Below are 15885 nucleotides of genomic sequence, written 5' to 3' on the forward strand. Positions count from 1 at the left end.
AGCGATAACAGCGAAATGGAGCCATTTGGCGGGAACGGGGGTTAGCGCGATTCGATCGGCGTGTAGTCCCGGTCGGTCTCACCCGTGTAGATCTGGCGCGGGCGACCAATCTTGGTGCGCGGGTCAGCCAGCATCTCGCGGTAGTGAGCGATCCAGCCAGGCATGCGTCCCAGCGCAAACAGCGGCGTAAACATGGCCTTGTCGAAGCCCATGGCGGAGTACAGCAGCCCGGTGTAGAAGTCCACGTTGGGGTAGAGCTTGCGCTCGATGAAGTACTCGTCGGACAGCGCGATCTCCTCGAGGCGCTGGGCCATCTGGAAGGTCTCATCGTTGCCGCCCAGGTCGGACAGAATCTGGTTCGCGACCTTCTTCACCTGCGCGCCGCGCGGGTCGTACGACTTGTAGACGCGGTGGCCAAAGCCCATCAGGCGGGCGCCTTCGGCCTTGTCCTTCACCTTCGCGACAAACTGCTCAACGGTGTCGCCGGACTCCTTGATCTGGTCGAACATCCGCAGCGCGGCCTCGTTGGCGCCGCCGTGAAGCGGGCCAGACAGGGCGCCAACGCCGGCAGCGACGGAGGCGTAGATGTTCGCCTGCGACGAGCCGACGATGCGAACGGTCGAGGTCGAGCAGTTCTGCTCGTGGTCGGCATGCAGGATCAGCAGCAGGTCGAGCGCCTTGCGCATGATGGGGTCGATCGCAAGTTCGCCGTCCGCGCCAGAGAAGCCAATGCGCATGAACTCGTCGACATAGCGACCACCCTGACGGGGCTCAATGAGGTCACCGCCGGTGGAACGACGCTGCAGGTAAGCGATCACGGTGGCGGACTTCGCCAGCAGCAGCACGGTCGCGAGCTCAAGCTCGTCTTCCGAGGTGCCCACCGACTCGGGGTAGAACGTCGACAGCGCGGAGATGGCGCCGGACAGGACCGCCATGGGGTGGGCATCACGCGGGAAGGCGCCAAGGAACGTCTTGATGCCCTCGTGCACGTGCATGTGGCGGCTGACGCGGTTGTTGAATGCGTTGAGCTGGTCCTCGGTGGGCAGGTTGCCGTGAATGAGGAGGTAGGCGACCTCGAGGAACGTGGAGTTCTCTGCGAGTTGCTCGATGGGGTACCCGCGGTACTTGAGGATGCCGGCGTCGCCGTCAATGTAGGTGATGGCGGACTCGCACGAGGCGGTGTTCATGAAGCCGGGGTCCACGGTCACCAGTCCGGTGTCGCGCAGGAGCGTGGAGACCGAGACGCCGTCGTTGCCGACTGTCGCCCTCTCGATCGGGAGCTCCCTGGTGGTGCCGTCCACGGTCATTCGTGCGTCGACAACTCGAGTCATACTGAGGGTCCCTCCGTGCGCCGCAGCGCCTTTGTGTGCGTTCGCTTGGGCTTGAGTTTACCCGCGAATAGGCAGCCGCTTGACCGCCTGGGCAATGCGCTCATCGGTGGCGGTGAGCGCAATACGGACGTGCTGGGCGCCCGCATCACCGTAGAACGCTCCCGGTGCCGCGACGATTCCGAGGTCCGCCAGGAACGCGATGGTGTCCCAGCAATCTTCACCCCGAGTGGCCCACAGATACAAGCCCGCGTCCGAGCCTGTCACGGTGAAACCGGCGCGTTCGACGGCCGGCAACAGCGCGTCGCGACGGGCGCGGTAAAGCTCGCGTTGGCTGGACACGTGCTCGTCATCCGCGAGCGCCGCCACCATGGCGGCCTGGACGGGAGCGGGAACAATCATGCCCGCGTGCTTGCGCGTCTCCAGTAGCGCCCCGATCACGACGGGATCGCCGGCGACAAAGGCCGCCCGGTAGCCCGCGAGGTTGGACTGCTTTGACAGGGAGTACAGCGCCAGCAGGGACTCATGCGACCCGCCGCTGACCCGCTCATCCAAGACGGAGGGCACACCTTGGGTCGTCCACGGCTCGCTCCACGGCAAGGCGGCGTAGCACTCGTCGGAGGCGACGACAGCCCCGATCGCACGGGCCTGGTCGACGACGGCGCGGAGTCTCTCGACTCCCAGGACCTCTCCGGTGGGGTTGGATGGCGAGTTGATCCATACAAGCTTGACGTCCTTGCGGCCGGCCCAGTCGGCAGGGTCATCCGCAGCGACTGCGGTGGCGCCCGTGAGAGTCGCACCGACAGCGTAGGTCGGGTAGGCCGATGTCGGGAAGACGACCGCGTCGCCCTCACCGAGACCCAGAAGAGCCGGTAGCCACGCCACCATTTCCTTGGAACCCACCGTCGGGATCACGCCATCGAGGCCGAGGCCCGCCACGCCACGGGTGCGCGCGAACCAGTCCACAATCGCCTGGCGCACCGCCACAGTCCCCATGGTGGTGGGGTATCCGGGAGCGTCGGCGGCATCGCGGAGGGCGGCGCGCACCAACTCTGGCGTGGGGTCAACCGGCGTGCCTACGGAGAGGTCCACCACCCCGTCAGGGTGCTGAGCGGCCCGCTCGCGGAACGGCGTCAGAGAGTCCCAAGGAAAGTCGGGAAGCGCGCGCGGGTGCAGCCCCATGCGCGCGGATCAGCCGTTCGGGTTGGCCGGGAGCGACTTGATGAGGTCGTGGTCGTGCTCGATCAGACCCATCTTTGCGGCGCCACCGGGAGAGCCAATCTCGGAGAAGAACTCCACGTTGGCGTTGTAGTAGTCCGCCCACTTGTCCGGGACATCGTCCTCGTAGTAGATGGCTTCCACCGGGCACACGGGCTCGCACGCGCCGCAGTCCACGCACTCGTCGGGGTGAATGTAGAGCGAGCGCTCGCCTTCGTAGATGCAGTCGACGGGACACTCGTCGATGCAGGCCTTGTCCTTCACATCGACACAAGGCAAAGCAATGACGTAGGTCACTTCGTCTCCTCCATCCGGGGGTGCGTTGGCCGCACCATCATACCGCCGTCGGCTCCCGGGTGGAGCACGTTGGCGCGAGCGTGGTTTCAGTTAGTCATCGTCATTCGGGGACACGCACTTGATAGCGTCGTCGGGCGCGTAGGTCCAGGTGTCGACGTTCTCATCTACCTGCTCGCCGTCGAGGAACACCTTGCGCGTGTTCGTGATCGTGAAGCCGTCCTGACCCGGGCCCTTGGCCTCGCAGTTGGGGCTGTCCACTTCCTTCACGCCGGGCGAGCGCACGTTCGTCTTGTCCGACGCATAGGTCTCCACGTCGAAGTGCGGAGTGGACCACATGTCCACATACAAGCGCCCGCCAGAGATGTAGCTGTTCATCACAGCCGCGTAGGGCGTGTTGTTCTCGAAGATCACGTTGATGGTCGTGCCCCACAGCGTGGATTCGCGACCTGCGGGGTAGCGCGTGAACCATACCGAGTGGGGCCGGTGCTGGATCAGATCGAAGCCGGAGAAGTAGCCCACGTTGTACGTCGTGGTCGCCATCTGCGACAGTCCACCACCGACGCCGCTCGTCAAGACGCCGTCGACGATCACGTGCGCCTCGCCGTAGCCTTCCTCGGGCGTGATGGGCGCGAGCGTCTCCGCCAGGTTGAACTGCTCCCCCGGCAAAATGACCGTGCCTTCGACATCCGCGGCTGCGGTGCGCAGGTTTTGGGTTCGGATGGGCTCGTTGGTCAACGGCGTATCGAATGTCGCCACGACCTCCTTGAGGTCCTCGATCCCGAGGTCGTCATTGGAGACCTCCGGCTCGGTCACCTCGACCGGCAGCTCGGTTGAGCGAGTGGGGCTATAGGCGGCCTCGATCACCGCGGGACCAAGGTTCGCAGCATCCACCGCCTGGCCGTCAACACCCTCAACCGTCTCGAGTTGGTGGCTACTCGTGAACGACAACTCGGCGTCCTTGGCCTCGACGACCAGGTCCGGGTTTTCATCCTCAATCGTTTTGGCGAGCGGTTCGCCGTCGACCACGAGGCTGAGGACTCCGCCCTCGGTGTCGACGGTCGCCAGGGAGGCGATCTGCTCGGCGGTGACGTCGACGTCGCCCGTGTCGTTGGCAAGAGTCACCGGTCCTGCCAGCGCCACCGTGGTGACTTCATCTGCGAACGCGTCTGCATCGGCGGTGGTGATCTCAGGGTCGGCAACCTCGGCAACGCCCTCGACCTGCTCGGTGCTTGGCCACGCCGTGGCGACGACGGCGCCGGTCGCGTCAGCGTCCAACGTGATACCGGTTTGTCCGTCGGTGACGGTGGCGGCCGTGCCCACGATCTCCACGACCGCGTCGACGGGCTCGCGGTCGACCTGGCTCGCCAGGTCCGTCATGGCAGCCACCAGGGCATCATCGTCGACAGTCTTGACCGGCTCGAGCTCGCCGCCGCCTGCGATGCGCTCCCACATGCGCTGGGGTTCGAGGGTGAAGCCGACCGTCTGCTCGACTGTGGCCTGCGCATCCACGCTCAGGCCAGCATCGGCCCCCGTGACGACACCCTCGGTGTCAGCGACGGTCACGGTGATCGGCTGCGCATTGATCTCGGCAACGTGGTCGTTGAGCGTCGCTACTGCCTGCCCGGTGGACATGCCGCCAATGTCAACGCCCAGCGTCGACGTGCCTCGCGGCACCGTGTTGGCTAACAACGCCGCGGCGCCAACATAGGCACCCGCGAGGACCAGGACAAAGACGGCCGCGACAATCCATCCGCGGCCCCGACGGCTCTTCTTCGTCGGGCCTGCTGGGCTCACGTCTGCCTCTTCTGCACGGTCAGTGGACGACTGTTCGGTGGATGCCGTCTGGCCGGGCGCGCTCTGAGCGGACACGGGGTGGGCGGGTGCGGGGTGGTCTGCCGCGCTCGCGAAGGCCGCGCCGGCGGCGGCGCCGGCTGCTACCGCCGTCGCACCGGGGGCCGCGGCGTCGTTCGCCTCGTCCGACTGCTCGTCCGATGGCACCGGATCATGAACCTCGGTCGCAGCAGTGGGGTCGGCGTCGACGGCAGGCATCACTTCTGTCGCTGCCGCATCACCGCGCGCGTTGTCGGGTGCCTCGTCGGCCTGTGGACGAGAGTGCCGTCCAAGCCTGGCGGCCGCAGCGGCGGCGACAAAACTCACGCGTTCTGCGTGCTGATCGGTCGTGGGGTCCACGGTCGTCGGCTCGTCGTCTGCGTGCTCGGCGGCGAGCCATGTGGGCGCGACGAGTTCGGAGGTGGGCGTCCGCTCAACGCGAGGGCTCGGCTCGGAGGCCTGGTCCGGGGGTTGTGGGGCCGATGCTCCGGCGGCGGAGTGCGCCCCCACTCCCCGTTCGGCCCGTTTGCGTAGGCTCCGGTGCGCGGCTGAACTCCGGCGACGCCGAAGTTCCTGCTCGGCGGCCTGTCGATCCAGATCCCTACGGCGTGACATCGTCCCCCACAAGAAGTTTCACGGGGATGACTGCGGCAATCACGATGGCGACGGCCGCTCCCCCCAACCACGTAATTCCGAGCGGGTCCTGGGCGATCAGCACGGAGCCGCCCGGCCCATTCAGTGACCACACCAAGGTGGCCATCCCCCACAGCCCCGCATACAAGCCGAGCCCAGTCCAGGACAGCCATGCGCGCGCGAAGATCGCGGCGGCCAGCACCATCAGGATCGCCATGACAGCGCCCCACGGTGCGAGCGAACGGTAGGCGACGGCGCCCACGGTCGCGGTCAACAGACCGGCCAGGCTGACCACCACATACCCTACGGAGTCCTTCATGCGCTCAAGAATAGGTGCAACACACGCAAGCGCCGACGACCACGGTCAGGCGTTGCGAATCCGTAATGCGCGCCGGGGCACACTACTCGTCGTAGGCGGACGGCCACACGGTGACGGCGACCTGCTCAGGAGCGCCGTCAACATTGAAGTTCGCGTCAAATCCGTACAGTTCGACTTTCCAGTCGCTTTGCGGTTCGTAGAAGACGGTCGTGGCGGTGGTGCCGCCAATCCCGTTGTCGTTGTCGTACTCGGATTCGATGGCCCATCCAGCGGCCGCCAGGGCCTCCACCTGGGCGTCGACCACACCATCCCCCGCAATCACCACCGTGTAGACATCCCCCGAGCCCATGTCAGACACTCCAATGTTGGTCGTGCCCTGTGCCAGCGGGACCTCGTCGATAGGGAAGTCAGGCGGAACCTCAGCGCCCACCACGTCAGTCTCCGCGAGTGCCTGCTCGGCAGTGTCCTCGCCAGCCTGCGCGGCGTCATCGGCCGCATCAGCGGCATCATCGGCCCCATCAGTAGCCGCGCCCGCTGTGGGGGCCGTACTTCCCTCCAGGGTTGTTGCCGTCGCACTCGACGGCCCGGCTTCGCTGGAGGTGCCCTCGGCGGCACACCCGCCCATCACCAAAGTGGCCACCACCGCCGCAGTGACAGTGGCGCGGCTACTGCGGCGTCTGTTCATACTCAGCACGCTAGAGCGAACGCGCGCGACGCGCGCGAGGGTTCACCGAAGGTTCACCTTCGCAACCGGGGGGGTAAACGCCACAGGGCCGATGCCCGCCCGGGTGGGCGGGGCATCGGCCCTGTGGCACGGCGCGAAGGCGCGTTACATCTTCTTGGCGCGCGAAGCAGCACGCGCGCGCAACGTCGCGTCCAACTCGACCTTGCGAATGCGGATGTTCTCGGGGGTGACCTCGACGCACTCGTCTTCGCGAGCGAACTCGAGGGACTCCTCCAGCGTCAACGTGCGCGGAGGGGTCAAACGCTCCAACTCGTCACCGGTGGCCGACCGGATGTTGTTGAGCTTCTTCTCCTTGCAGATGTTGATGTCCATGTCCTCGCCGCGCGAGTTTTCACCCACGACCATGCCCTCGTACACGTCCTGGGTGGGCTTCACGAAGAACGTGCCGCGGTCCTGAAGGAGCAGCAGCGCGTTGGTAGTCACGGCGCCCGTACGGTCTGCAACGAGCGACCCGTTGGTGCGGTACTCGATGGGTCCGGCCCACGGCGCGAAACCGTGCGAGATGGACGACGCGATGCCGGTACCGCGGGTCTCGGTGAGGAACGTTGAGCGGAAGCCGATCAGGCCGCGAGCAGGGACGATGAACTCCATGCGCACCCAGCCAGTGCCGTGGTTGGACATCGAGTCCATGCGGCCCTTGCGCGACGCGAGCAGCTGCGTCACGGCGCCAAGGTGCTCCTCGGGGACGTCGATGGTCATGTGCTCCATGGGCTCATGGACCTTGCCATCGACCTCCTTGGTGACGACCTGCGGCTTGCCGACGGTCAACTCAAAGCCCTCGCGGCGCATCTGCTCCACGAGGATCGCGAGCGCCAGTTCGCCACGGCCCTGCACCTCCCATGCGTCGGGACGCTCGGTGGGCAGGACGCGGATAGAGACGTTACCGATCAGCTCCTTGTCCAGGCGGTCCTTCACCTGGCGCGCAGTCACCTTGGCGCCCTTGACGCGGCCAGCCAGCGGCGAGGTGTTGATACCGATGGTCATCGAGATCGCAGGGTCGTCCACCGTGATGCGCGGCAGCGGGCGGGGGTCGTTGATGTCGGTCAAGGTCTCACCAATGGTGATTTCCTCGATACCGGCAACGGCAACGATGTCGCCGGGCCGTGCGACCTCTGCTGGCACGCGGTCCAGGCCCTTCGTCTCCAGCAGTTCCGTGATCTTCACGGTCTGGGTGCTGCCGTCAGCACGCGCCCAGGCCACCTGCTGGCCCTTGCGCAGCTCGCCGTTGAAGATGCGCAGGAGCGCAAGACGCCCAAGGAAGGGGCTCGCGTCAAGGTTGGTCACGTGCGCCTGAAGCGGGTGGCCCTCCTCGAAGCTGGGGCCGGGAATGCGCTCCATGATGGTCTGGAACAGGGGCTCAAGGTTCTCGGAGTCCGGGAGCGAACCATCAGCGGGCTGCTCAAGGGACGCGAGGCCGGCCTTCGCGGACGCGTAGACGACGGGCACCTCGAGGAGTCCGTCGATGTCGAGGTCCGGGACCTCGTCGTGGAGGTCAGAGGCCAGGCCCAGAAGAAGGTCGTGGGTCTCTTCGACGACCTCGGCGATGCGGCTGTCGGGACGGTCAACCTTGTTGACAACAATGATCACGGGAAGCTTGGCCGCGAGCGCCTTGCGCAGCACAAAGCGGGTCTGGGGCAGGGGGCCCTCGGATGCATCGACGAGGAGCACCACACCGTCCACCATCGACAGACCGCGCTCCACCTCGCCACCGAAGTCAGCGTGGCCAGGGGTATCGATCACGTTGATCGTCACGCCCTCCGGGCCGGCAGCTTCACCGGTGTAGCGGATCGCCGTGTTCTTGGCGAGGATCGTGATGCCCTTCTCGCGCTCCAGGTCGCCAGAGTCCATGGCGCGGTCTTCGATGTGGGCGTGGTCGCCGTAGGCGCCGCCCTGGACGAGCATGCCGTCAACAAGGGTGGTCTTACCGTGGTCGACGTGGGCGACGATCGCGACATTGCGCAGGTCGGAGCGCACAGGCATGGAGACAACTCGATTCATTGAAGTGGGAGCGCGCACCGAACGGGGCGCCGGTACATTCTAGCGGGCGCGCCCGCGTGGCGCCTGCGTGGGACCATGGGGCCATGCTTCGTCGCCCCTCCCCCGACGCCCCGCGCACGTCCTCAACGGATGCAGTCGACTCCTACCGCACCCGGACGGCACCCATCTGGGGCTGGCTCGGCATTGCAGGCGGAGTGCTGATCGCTGGGCTGGGAGCAACCGCGGGAGGTACGGGATCGGTCGCCGTGCCCGTGCTGATCGGAGGCGCCGTGGCCATGCTCGCGGTCGCGTTGTTTATGCGCCCCATCGTCATCGTCAACGAGCACGCGATTGTGGTGCACAACATCACGCAGGTCGTGACAGTGCCGTTCGCTCGCTTGAAGGACCTGCACACTCGCTGGGGCCTCGAGTTGGTGATGGACGATGCCTCGAAGGTAGGCGCTTTCGCCGCCCCCGATCCCCACCGGCGCGACCGTCGTAAGGCGCCTTCGGAGCAGATGGCGGCCGACCTTGTCGCGATGATTCGCGGCGCGGAGGAGCAGTGGCTCGAAGGGCCCCACCGCGCGGCCGACCAGGCAGCGTGGGCGGGCAGAGCGCCACTCGAGCGGCGCTGGGACCCCGTGGGGCTAGCGCTGGTGTGTGGAGCGCTCGCAGCCGTCTTGGCGGGCTTCTTCCTCGCGTAGACGCATACGTGCGGCGACCGCGGCCGCCATGCCAGCTTGCTCCTCAAGACCAGCGATGATCGCATCGCGGTCAGCGTCGGACCTGTTCTGGCTGAGCTTGTCCTTGGCGTGCACCGCAGCGACCGCCACCTCGATGCCGATGATGGCGCGCAACTGGCCGCGAACGAATGGTTCCGGCGCGTCGTCGACGCGCCACGCTTGGGCCGACCCCGCCTCATGCACGTCCGTCAATCGCGTCACTGAGCGGTGAAGCCAGGTCGGGTCGCGATGAACTGTCACGGTTCCGCGGATCTGCACTGACGAGTAGTTCCACGTGGGCACCACGCGCCCGTGCCGAGCCTTTGCCTCGTACCACCGCGGCGTGACGTACGCCTGCGGACCCGTGACGATGAGGAGTGCCGCCTGGCCATCCTCGAGCGCCTCGGCGTGAGGATTCTGCACAGCGAGGTGCGCTTCGACTGTGTCGCCGTCCCAGACGATCGGCACCTGGGTCGCCAGCGGCTCCCCGCCGGGGCCTACGGTGACAAGCTGCGCCGCTGCGATCTCCGCGACAAAGCCACGGACACTGCCGGCATCCATGTGAGTCAAGCGCGGGATGTACATACGGGAAGCCTAGTTTTCCGAGTGCGTGGAAGACTCCCGTTGGATGGTGCCAGTGCTCGGTGAGCTGGGACCTAAATCTCCTCCGCGTGCGCTTCCAGGAACTCGTGCAATTCGCGGTCATCCACACCGGGATATGTCCCGTGTGGCAATGGTGCAAAGAGGTAGGGGCGCACCCGTGGAGACGCCCAGGAGCGGCCGTGCCATTGTTCCGCGAGTCCGTCTTCTGGGCGCCGGCAGCACGTGACATCAGGGCACGTCGACACCTCCCGCAGCGGCGTCTCCCGCCCGCGGAACCACTTGGAATCCGCATAGGGCACGCCCACGGTGATGGAGTACTCCTCCGCGCCAATGCCCGTCTGGGTCGCCTCAAAGAACGTTCCTGCAGGCGTGTCGGTGTACTGGTAGTGCTCGGTCGTGCGGGTCGCGCGCGCGAAGGCCCGCCGCGCGCTCCAGTAGCGGCACACCACTTCACCCTCCGTCGATCCCGTCGCGTCAAGCGGCAAGGGCAGTGAGTCGTTCTCGTACGCGCCCTGAACGGTGCCGTCTCCCGCGATCCTGACGTAATGCAGCGTGATCCCGAGGTGCACGGTTGCCAGGTTCGTGAAGCGCAGCGCGGCCGCCTCGTGCGTGACGCCAAAGGCATCGCGGAAGTCATCAATCGCCAGGTGGCGCGATCGCTTGGCCTCGTCCAGGAAACGCACCGAGGCTTTCTCCGGCATGAGGCAGGCCGCGGCGTAGTAGCTGGCCTCCAGCCGCTGGCGCAGGAACTCGCCGTAGTCTGCGGGCTCGCCGTGCTCAAGCACCTTTTGCGCGACGGCCTGGAGCGCAAGGGAGCGCAGCCCGTGCCCGCCGGGAATGGACGCCGGCGGGATGTAGATGCGGCCGTGCGCATTGTCGACCACGGCGCGGGCCGAGTGCGGAAGGTCGTCCGTGTGCACGATGCTGAGGCCCACGCGCTCCGCCATCAGCGCTACCGTGCGGTGGGTGAGGGCGCCGCCGGTGTGGCCGACCGCGTCCACGGCCTCTTGCGCGACAATCTCGACCTCGGGCAAGTGGTTGTCGATGGCCCGCATCCGAGCCCGCAAGTCAGTGTTCGCGCGCCGCGCTAACTCCGGCGTAGCGATGGCCTGGCGGGCGCGACGATCCAGTTCCCGGTGCAGGCCCACGAGGGTGCGCAACGTTTCATCTGTCATCGCTTTCGTGGGGCGCAGCGATGGCAGCCCCAACTCGCGATACGCGGGCGTCTCCTGGGCGCGCGCAAGTTCCATTTCCATCGCATCGCGGCCCGAGGGTGCCTCATCCTTCAGCAACTCGGCCACCGTGACGCCGACGGTCTCGGCGACTTCCTGCAAGAGCGACAGGCGCGGCTCGCGCTTCCCGTTTTCGATGAGCGACAACTGGCTGGGCGCTGTGCCAGTGGCGTGGCTCAGTTGGTCCAGCGTGAGTCCCGCGCGCGTCCGGTAGTGGCGGATCCGACGGCCCACAGTGACGAGATTTGCCATGGAATTAACGATAACGAAAGAACAGAGAAACTTCCGGGGCAAATGAGTCGATACCTCGCCCCCACACCTGCCTACGGTGAAATCACTGGAATCCTTCCAACCCAAGGAGCCGCCATGACCATCACCGCCACCACCGCCGCTCTCCTAGCCCCGGCATCGGCCCCCACCAGCGTCGTGTCCTGGGTCGAGCGCATCGCAGCGCTCACCCAACCTGACTCCATCCACTGGTGCGACGGCTCGCCGTCGGAACGCGCGGCACTCATCGAGACACTCGTCGACGCTGGCACCCTCACGCCCTTGAACCCCGACCTACGGCCCGGCTCCTACCTCGCGCGCTCGCATCCCGAGGATGTCGCTCGCGTCGAATCACGCACCTTCATCTGCTCCCCCACACCGGACGGCGCGGGACCGACCAACAACTGGGCGGACCCGGCTGAGATGCGCGAGACCCTCGACGGGCTGTTCGAAGGCAGCATGCGCGGGCGCACCATGTATGTGGTGCCGTTCTCGATGGGCCCAGTCGGGAGTCCGCTTGCGCGCGTCGGAGTACAGGTCACGGACTCCCCATACGTGGTGGTGAGCACCGGCACCATGACCCGCATGGGGGCGAACGCGCTGGCCCAGATCGGTCCGGAAACCGAGTGGGTGCCGGCCGTACACTCCGTGGGCGCGCCCCTGAGCCCCGGCGACACCGACGTGCCGTGGCCGTGCAATGACACCAAGTACATCGTGCACTATCCGCACGACCGGGAGATCTGGTCATTCGGCTCTGCTTACGGCGGCAACGCCATCCTGGCCAAAAAGGCCTTTGCCCTGCGCATCGCCTCCGCCATGGGCCGCGACGAAGGATGGCTCGCAGCCCATATGCTGCTCCTCAAGGTGACGAACCCGCGCGGCAAGACCTTCCACGTCGCAGCGGCCTTCCCCAGCGCGTGCGGCAAGACCAACTTCGCGATGCTGCAGCCCTCAATCCCTGGGTGGACAGTCGAGACCATTGGGGACGACATCGCATGGCTCGCTCCGGGACCGGACGGGCGGCTCAGGGCCATCAATCCGGAAGCGGGATTCTTTGGTGTCGCCCCGGGAACCGGGCAGTCCACCAATCCCGTCGCCGTCGACATGCTTCAGCGCGACGTCATCTTCACGAACGTGGCCCTCACAGACGACGGTGACGTGTGGTGGGAAGGACTCACCGAGGAGCCACCAGCCCACCTCACCGACTGGCGCGGCAACGACTGGACGCCGGACTCCCCCACCCCTGCGGCGCACCCCAACTCCCGATTCACGGTGAGCGCCTCCCAATGCCCCACCATCGCGGACACCTGGGATGATCCAGCTGGGGTTCCGGTCGACGCGATCATCTTTGGCGGGCGCCGCGCCACCAACGTGCCCCTGGTGACCCAGGCGCGCAGCTGGGAGCACGGCGTGTACCTGGGCGCCACGCTCGCCTCGGAACGCACGGCCGCAGCCGAGGGCGTTGTCGGCGAGTTGCGGCGCGATCCGTTTGCGATGATGCCGTTTTCCGGCACACACATGGCAGATCACTGGCAGCACTGGCTCGACGTAGGAACCACGCTAGAGGCGGCCGGCGGTGCGCCCGCAATCTTCCAGGTCAACTGGTTCCGCAAGGGGGACGACGGCCGGTTCCTGTGGCCGGGGTTTGCGGAGAACGCGCGAGTACTGGCGTGGATTCTGGACCGCGTTGAAGGCCGCAACTCCTACGTCGACGGCCCATTGGGCCGCATGCCCGTGGATGGTGCGATCAACTATGCGGCAGCGGGCGTCCCCCGTGCCGACTGGGACGCTCTGTTCGACGTCGATGAGGCAATGCTCACGGCTGAGGCCGACGACACCGGCCGGTTCCTTGAAGGCTACGGAGACGCGGTGCCGACGGTCCTCCGCCAGCAGCACGCGCAGCTGCGGTCCCGCCTCGCGGAAATCCCGCCGCACTAAAAAACCCCGCCAAATGGCTCCATTTGGCTGTTAAGCGACGCTAAAACAGCCAAATGGAGCCATTCGGCGGGGAACGCGGGGTGGTTTAGGACGCCACGAGTGTGGCGTCAGCAACCTTGGTCAGGAGGCCATCAAATGACCACCTGTCCACGACCAACAGCGTGCCGTCGTCCGTCTCCAGGCTCCACTGGTTCTGCGGCACCGCCACCTGTTCGGCACCATCGTCATCCGCACAGGTGATCTCGAACATATGCATAGTGCCGCTGTGACCCGCGACGGTCGCCTCGTGTTCACTGAGGAGTTCCGCGCTGCTGGGTTGTGTGCCCGGCACCGGGCATGCCACGCCATCATCGAAGAAGGCTTCAGACGGGTTCGCCGCCGCTGCCGTCTCGCCGGAGATGACAGCGAAGGCCGGGCACGGGCCGTCGTCCTGGCAGCCGCCTGCGGTGACCACAGCGATATCGCCATCGGCCTCCGTAGGCGTCCAGTACTCGGCCGCATCCATCTCGAGGGGCCCCACCGGCATGGCCGCGGCGGCCTCTGCCGGCGGGGAAGACTGCTCAGTCGCCTGCGCGGCCTCCGTCTCCCCCGGCGCGGGAGTGCTCCCCGTGCACCCCGCCGCGAGCACGCTCACGGCGAGGGCAACGGGGAGCACCCGCGCGGTTGAACGACCTAGCAAGCGCCGAGGTCCGTCCACGGGCCCCACTGCGACGCGCCGGGCGCCTCGCCGGTGGTCCACCACTTTGCGCGGTAGTTGTGGCCGTTGTAGGAGACCTCGTCACCGCCGACGTAGACGCCGCCATTGCTCCAGGCCGCGACGCACTGTCCGGGGTCGGTGGTCGGGTCGGTGGTCGGCTCCGTCGTCGGGTCCGTGGTGGGGTCGGTGGTCGGGTCCGTGGTGGGCGTCGGGTCGACGGCACCGTCACAGTCACCCTGGGCAACCCAAGGGCCCCATTGGGTGGCACCGGGCTCTTCGCCCTGCGACCACCACTTGTTCTTCCACGCCTGGCCGTTGTGCGAGACCTCAGTGCCGCCCGGGTAGGAAGCGCCGGAGTTCCACGCTGCGGGGCAGTCGGTGGGGTCCTCGGTCGGTGTCACCGTCGGGGTCACCGAAGGCTCAGGCGAGGTCGTGGGGTCCACCGTCGGGTCCGGCGAGGAGGTCTCGGTCGGAGTCGGGGTGGGAGTGACGACCGGGCCGCCCTCGATGGGGCCGGCAGGGCCAGCTTCCAGGTCATCCATGAGAATCTTGGTCAGTTCGCCGTTGCGGTCGCCGTCAAGCTCCCACCACATGCCGCCGCCCAGGCCCTTCTCACGGATGTAGTCCGCCTTGACCGGGATGGTCTTGTCATCGTCCAGGGTCCACCACTGGTTACCGTCGTAGCGCCAAGACGCCACGACCTCGGGGTCAAAGTACGAGGTGCCGACGTTCTTCAACTTGTAGTAGTCCTCGATGCCAGCTTCCCAGGTGCCATTCGCGCCACCGTTGGCGGAGTTCCAGGGCTCTGCGTCAGCAACACCCTTCCAACCGCGGCCGTACATCGCCATGCCGAGACCGAGCTGCTCGGGTGCGATTCCGGCGTTGATGTACTTCGACACCGCCTTGTCGACCGAGAACTGCTCGCCCGCGGGACGTGGGTCCGCAGGGTCGTCGTAGAGGTTGATCTGGTGCCCAGTGAGGCCCGGCTGCCACGCGCCGTGCAGGTCATATCCCTGCACGTTGCCGAAATCCAGCGACTCGAAGATGCGCGGGTCGTTCCAGCCACCTGCGTCAATGACTGCGGGGCTCGCGGGAAGGAACGCTGACAACAGGTAGTCCTTGCCCGTCTGCGCGCCGTAGGCGTCCAGCTGCGTGCGGAACTCCTGCAGCAGCAAGCGGAAGTTCTCCTTGTCCCTCGCCTCGTCGACGTGGTTGCCCTCGAGGCCAGCGTTGGATCCGGGCCACTCCCAGTCAATGTCGATGCCGTCGAAGACACCGGCAGCCGCGCCAGCGCCACCCTTGCCATCGATCGTGGGGAGGTTGCCCTTGATGTAGAGGTCGATGCAGGAGGAGACGAACTTTTTGCGAGACGCGTCCGTTGCCGCGGCCTTGGAGAAGTTTTTGGACCAGGTCCAGCCGCCCAGCGAAATCATCGCCTTGAGGTGGGGGTTCTTTTCCTTGAGCTGCTTGATCTGGTTGAAGTTACCGGCCAGAGGCTGGTCCCACTTGTCCTGCACGCCAGCGACGGAGTTCGCTGGGGTGTAGCCCATACCGAAGTCCGCCCACGCGTCACCGGCGCCGTCCGAGCCGTTGGGGCCGGTGCCCTGAGCCTTGTTGGCGATGAAGCACGTCAAGGTCTGGTGGTGGATGTTTCCGAACGCGTAGTTCAGGTGGGTCAAGTCCGCGGCAGCGCCAGAGTCCTGCAGCTGCTTGAGCTTGAAGTCGCGGCCGTAGACGCCCCACTGGGCGAAGTAGCCGACGTTGCGGTAGCCATTGATAGCGGAGTCACCGTCGGGGGTTGAGACCGCCTGGGTGGTGACGGGCGTGGCGGAAGCCACTTGGGTCGTGCTCGCGGACGCGCTGGCGGCAGCGGTGCCGACCAGGGCGAGCGAGGCGACCACGGAGCCGACGACAGCCCAGGGGCTGCGGCGGCTCGTCCTCGTTGATGAGGTCATGATGTGTGTCCTTTGTTCTCGTGTGTGCTGCGAGAGTTCCGGCGGGCCGATGCGGGGGTCACCCGGATATGGCCCGCCGGCAGGCGGGCGGCTGGCGTGAGGGAGAGGCAGCCGCCCACCTACC

General features: G+C 66.6%; 13 protein-coding genes. 2 read left to right on the forward strand and 11 right to left on the reverse strand.

From position 1 onward, the window contains the following. Positions 1-41: 41 nt before the first annotated feature. From AOP75_RS02255 to typA, 7 genes are all read right to left on the reverse strand, one after another. On the reverse strand, positions 42-1331 hold the full coding sequence (locus AOP75_RS02255) for a citrate synthase (RefSeq protein ID WP_083966630.1): 1290 nt from the start codon (positions 1329-1331) through the stop codon (positions 42-44). 57 nt (positions 1332-1388) lie between these two features. Next, positions 1389-2510 (reverse strand): succinyldiaminopimelate transaminase, encoded by a 1122-nt coding sequence (gene dapC / locus AOP75_RS02260; RefSeq protein ID WP_062076736.1) that lies wholly within the window; start codon positions 2508-2510, stop codon positions 1389-1391. Between the two features lie 9 nt (positions 2511-2519). Further along, positions 2520-2843: a ferredoxin gene (fdxA, locus tag AOP75_RS02265; protein WP_062076737.1), complete on the reverse strand. Its 324-nt coding sequence runs from the start codon at positions 2841-2843 to the stop codon at positions 2520-2522. 90 nt (positions 2844-2933) lie between these two features. After that, entirely contained in the window at positions 2934-5183 is a 2250-nt protein-coding gene (locus AOP75_RS02270; RefSeq protein ID WP_062076738.1) for a VanW family protein, read from the reverse strand. Positions 5184-5274: 91 nt separating this feature from the next. Further along, positions 5275-5625, reverse strand: a complete 351-nt coding sequence (locus AOP75_RS02275) for a hypothetical protein (RefSeq protein ID WP_062076739.1) — start codon at positions 5623-5625, stop codon at positions 5275-5277. A gap of 82 nt (positions 5626-5707) precedes the next feature. Further along, a complete protein-coding gene (locus tag AOP75_RS02280) occupies positions 5708-6310 on the reverse strand; it encodes a hypothetical protein (protein WP_152649912.1) in 603 nt (200 codons plus the stop codon). A gap of 144 nt (positions 6311-6454) precedes the next feature. Next, positions 6455-8350, reverse strand: coding sequence for a translational GTPase TypA (gene typA / locus AOP75_RS02285; protein WP_062076741.1), 1896 nt, complete (start codon positions 8348-8350; stop codon positions 6455-6457). 101 nt (positions 8351-8451) lie between these two features. Here typA and AOP75_RS02290 point away from each other — a divergent pair, with 101 nt between their 5' ends. Further along, positions 8452-9051 (forward strand): hypothetical protein, encoded by a 600-nt coding sequence (locus AOP75_RS02290; protein ID WP_062076742.1) that lies wholly within the window; start codon positions 8452-8454, stop codon positions 9049-9051. Here the strand turns inward: AOP75_RS02290 and AOP75_RS02295 are convergent. Together AOP75_RS02295 and AOP75_RS02300 are read right to left on the reverse strand one after the other, a co-directional pair. Then, the gene (locus AOP75_RS02295) at positions 8995-9654 is read right to left on the reverse strand and encodes an FMN-binding negative transcriptional regulator (RefSeq protein ID WP_062076743.1); all 660 of its coding nucleotides are present in this window, start codon (positions 9652-9654) and stop codon (positions 8995-8997) included. The genes AOP75_RS02290 and AOP75_RS02295 overlap by 57 nt on opposite strands. Before the next feature lie 71 nt (positions 9655-9725). Continuing rightward, on the reverse strand, positions 9726-11156 hold the full coding sequence (locus AOP75_RS02300) for a helix-turn-helix transcriptional regulator (RefSeq protein WP_062076744.1): 1431 nt from the start codon (positions 11154-11156) through the stop codon (positions 9726-9728). 114 nt (positions 11157-11270) lie between these two features. Between AOP75_RS02300 and AOP75_RS02305 the strand changes: the two genes are divergently transcribed. Further along, positions 11271-13109 (forward strand): phosphoenolpyruvate carboxykinase (GTP), encoded by a 1839-nt coding sequence (locus tag AOP75_RS02305; RefSeq protein ID WP_062076745.1) that lies wholly within the window; start codon positions 11271-11273, stop codon positions 13107-13109. A gap of 85 nt (positions 13110-13194) precedes the next feature. On the opposite strand, the gene AOP75_RS02310 is transcribed toward AOP75_RS02305, so the two are convergent. After that, positions 13195-13764 carry a hypothetical protein gene (locus AOP75_RS02310; protein WP_062076746.1) on the reverse strand — a complete coding sequence of 190 codons (570 nt, stop codon included), beginning with the start codon at positions 13762-13764 and terminating at the stop codon, positions 13195-13197. Positions 13765-13781: 17 nt separating this feature from the next. Continuing rightward, positions 13782-15761 carry a glycosyl hydrolase family 18 protein gene (locus AOP75_RS02315; protein ID WP_083966632.1) on the reverse strand — a complete coding sequence of 660 codons (1980 nt, stop codon included), beginning with the start codon at positions 15759-15761 and terminating at the stop codon, positions 13782-13784. Positions 15762-15885: the final 124 nt, after the last annotated feature.

It is taken from the genome of Demequina globuliformis, assembly GCF_000975155.1.
Taxonomy (GTDB): domain Bacteria; phylum Actinomycetota; class Actinomycetes; order Actinomycetales; family Demequinaceae; genus Demequina; species Demequina globuliformis.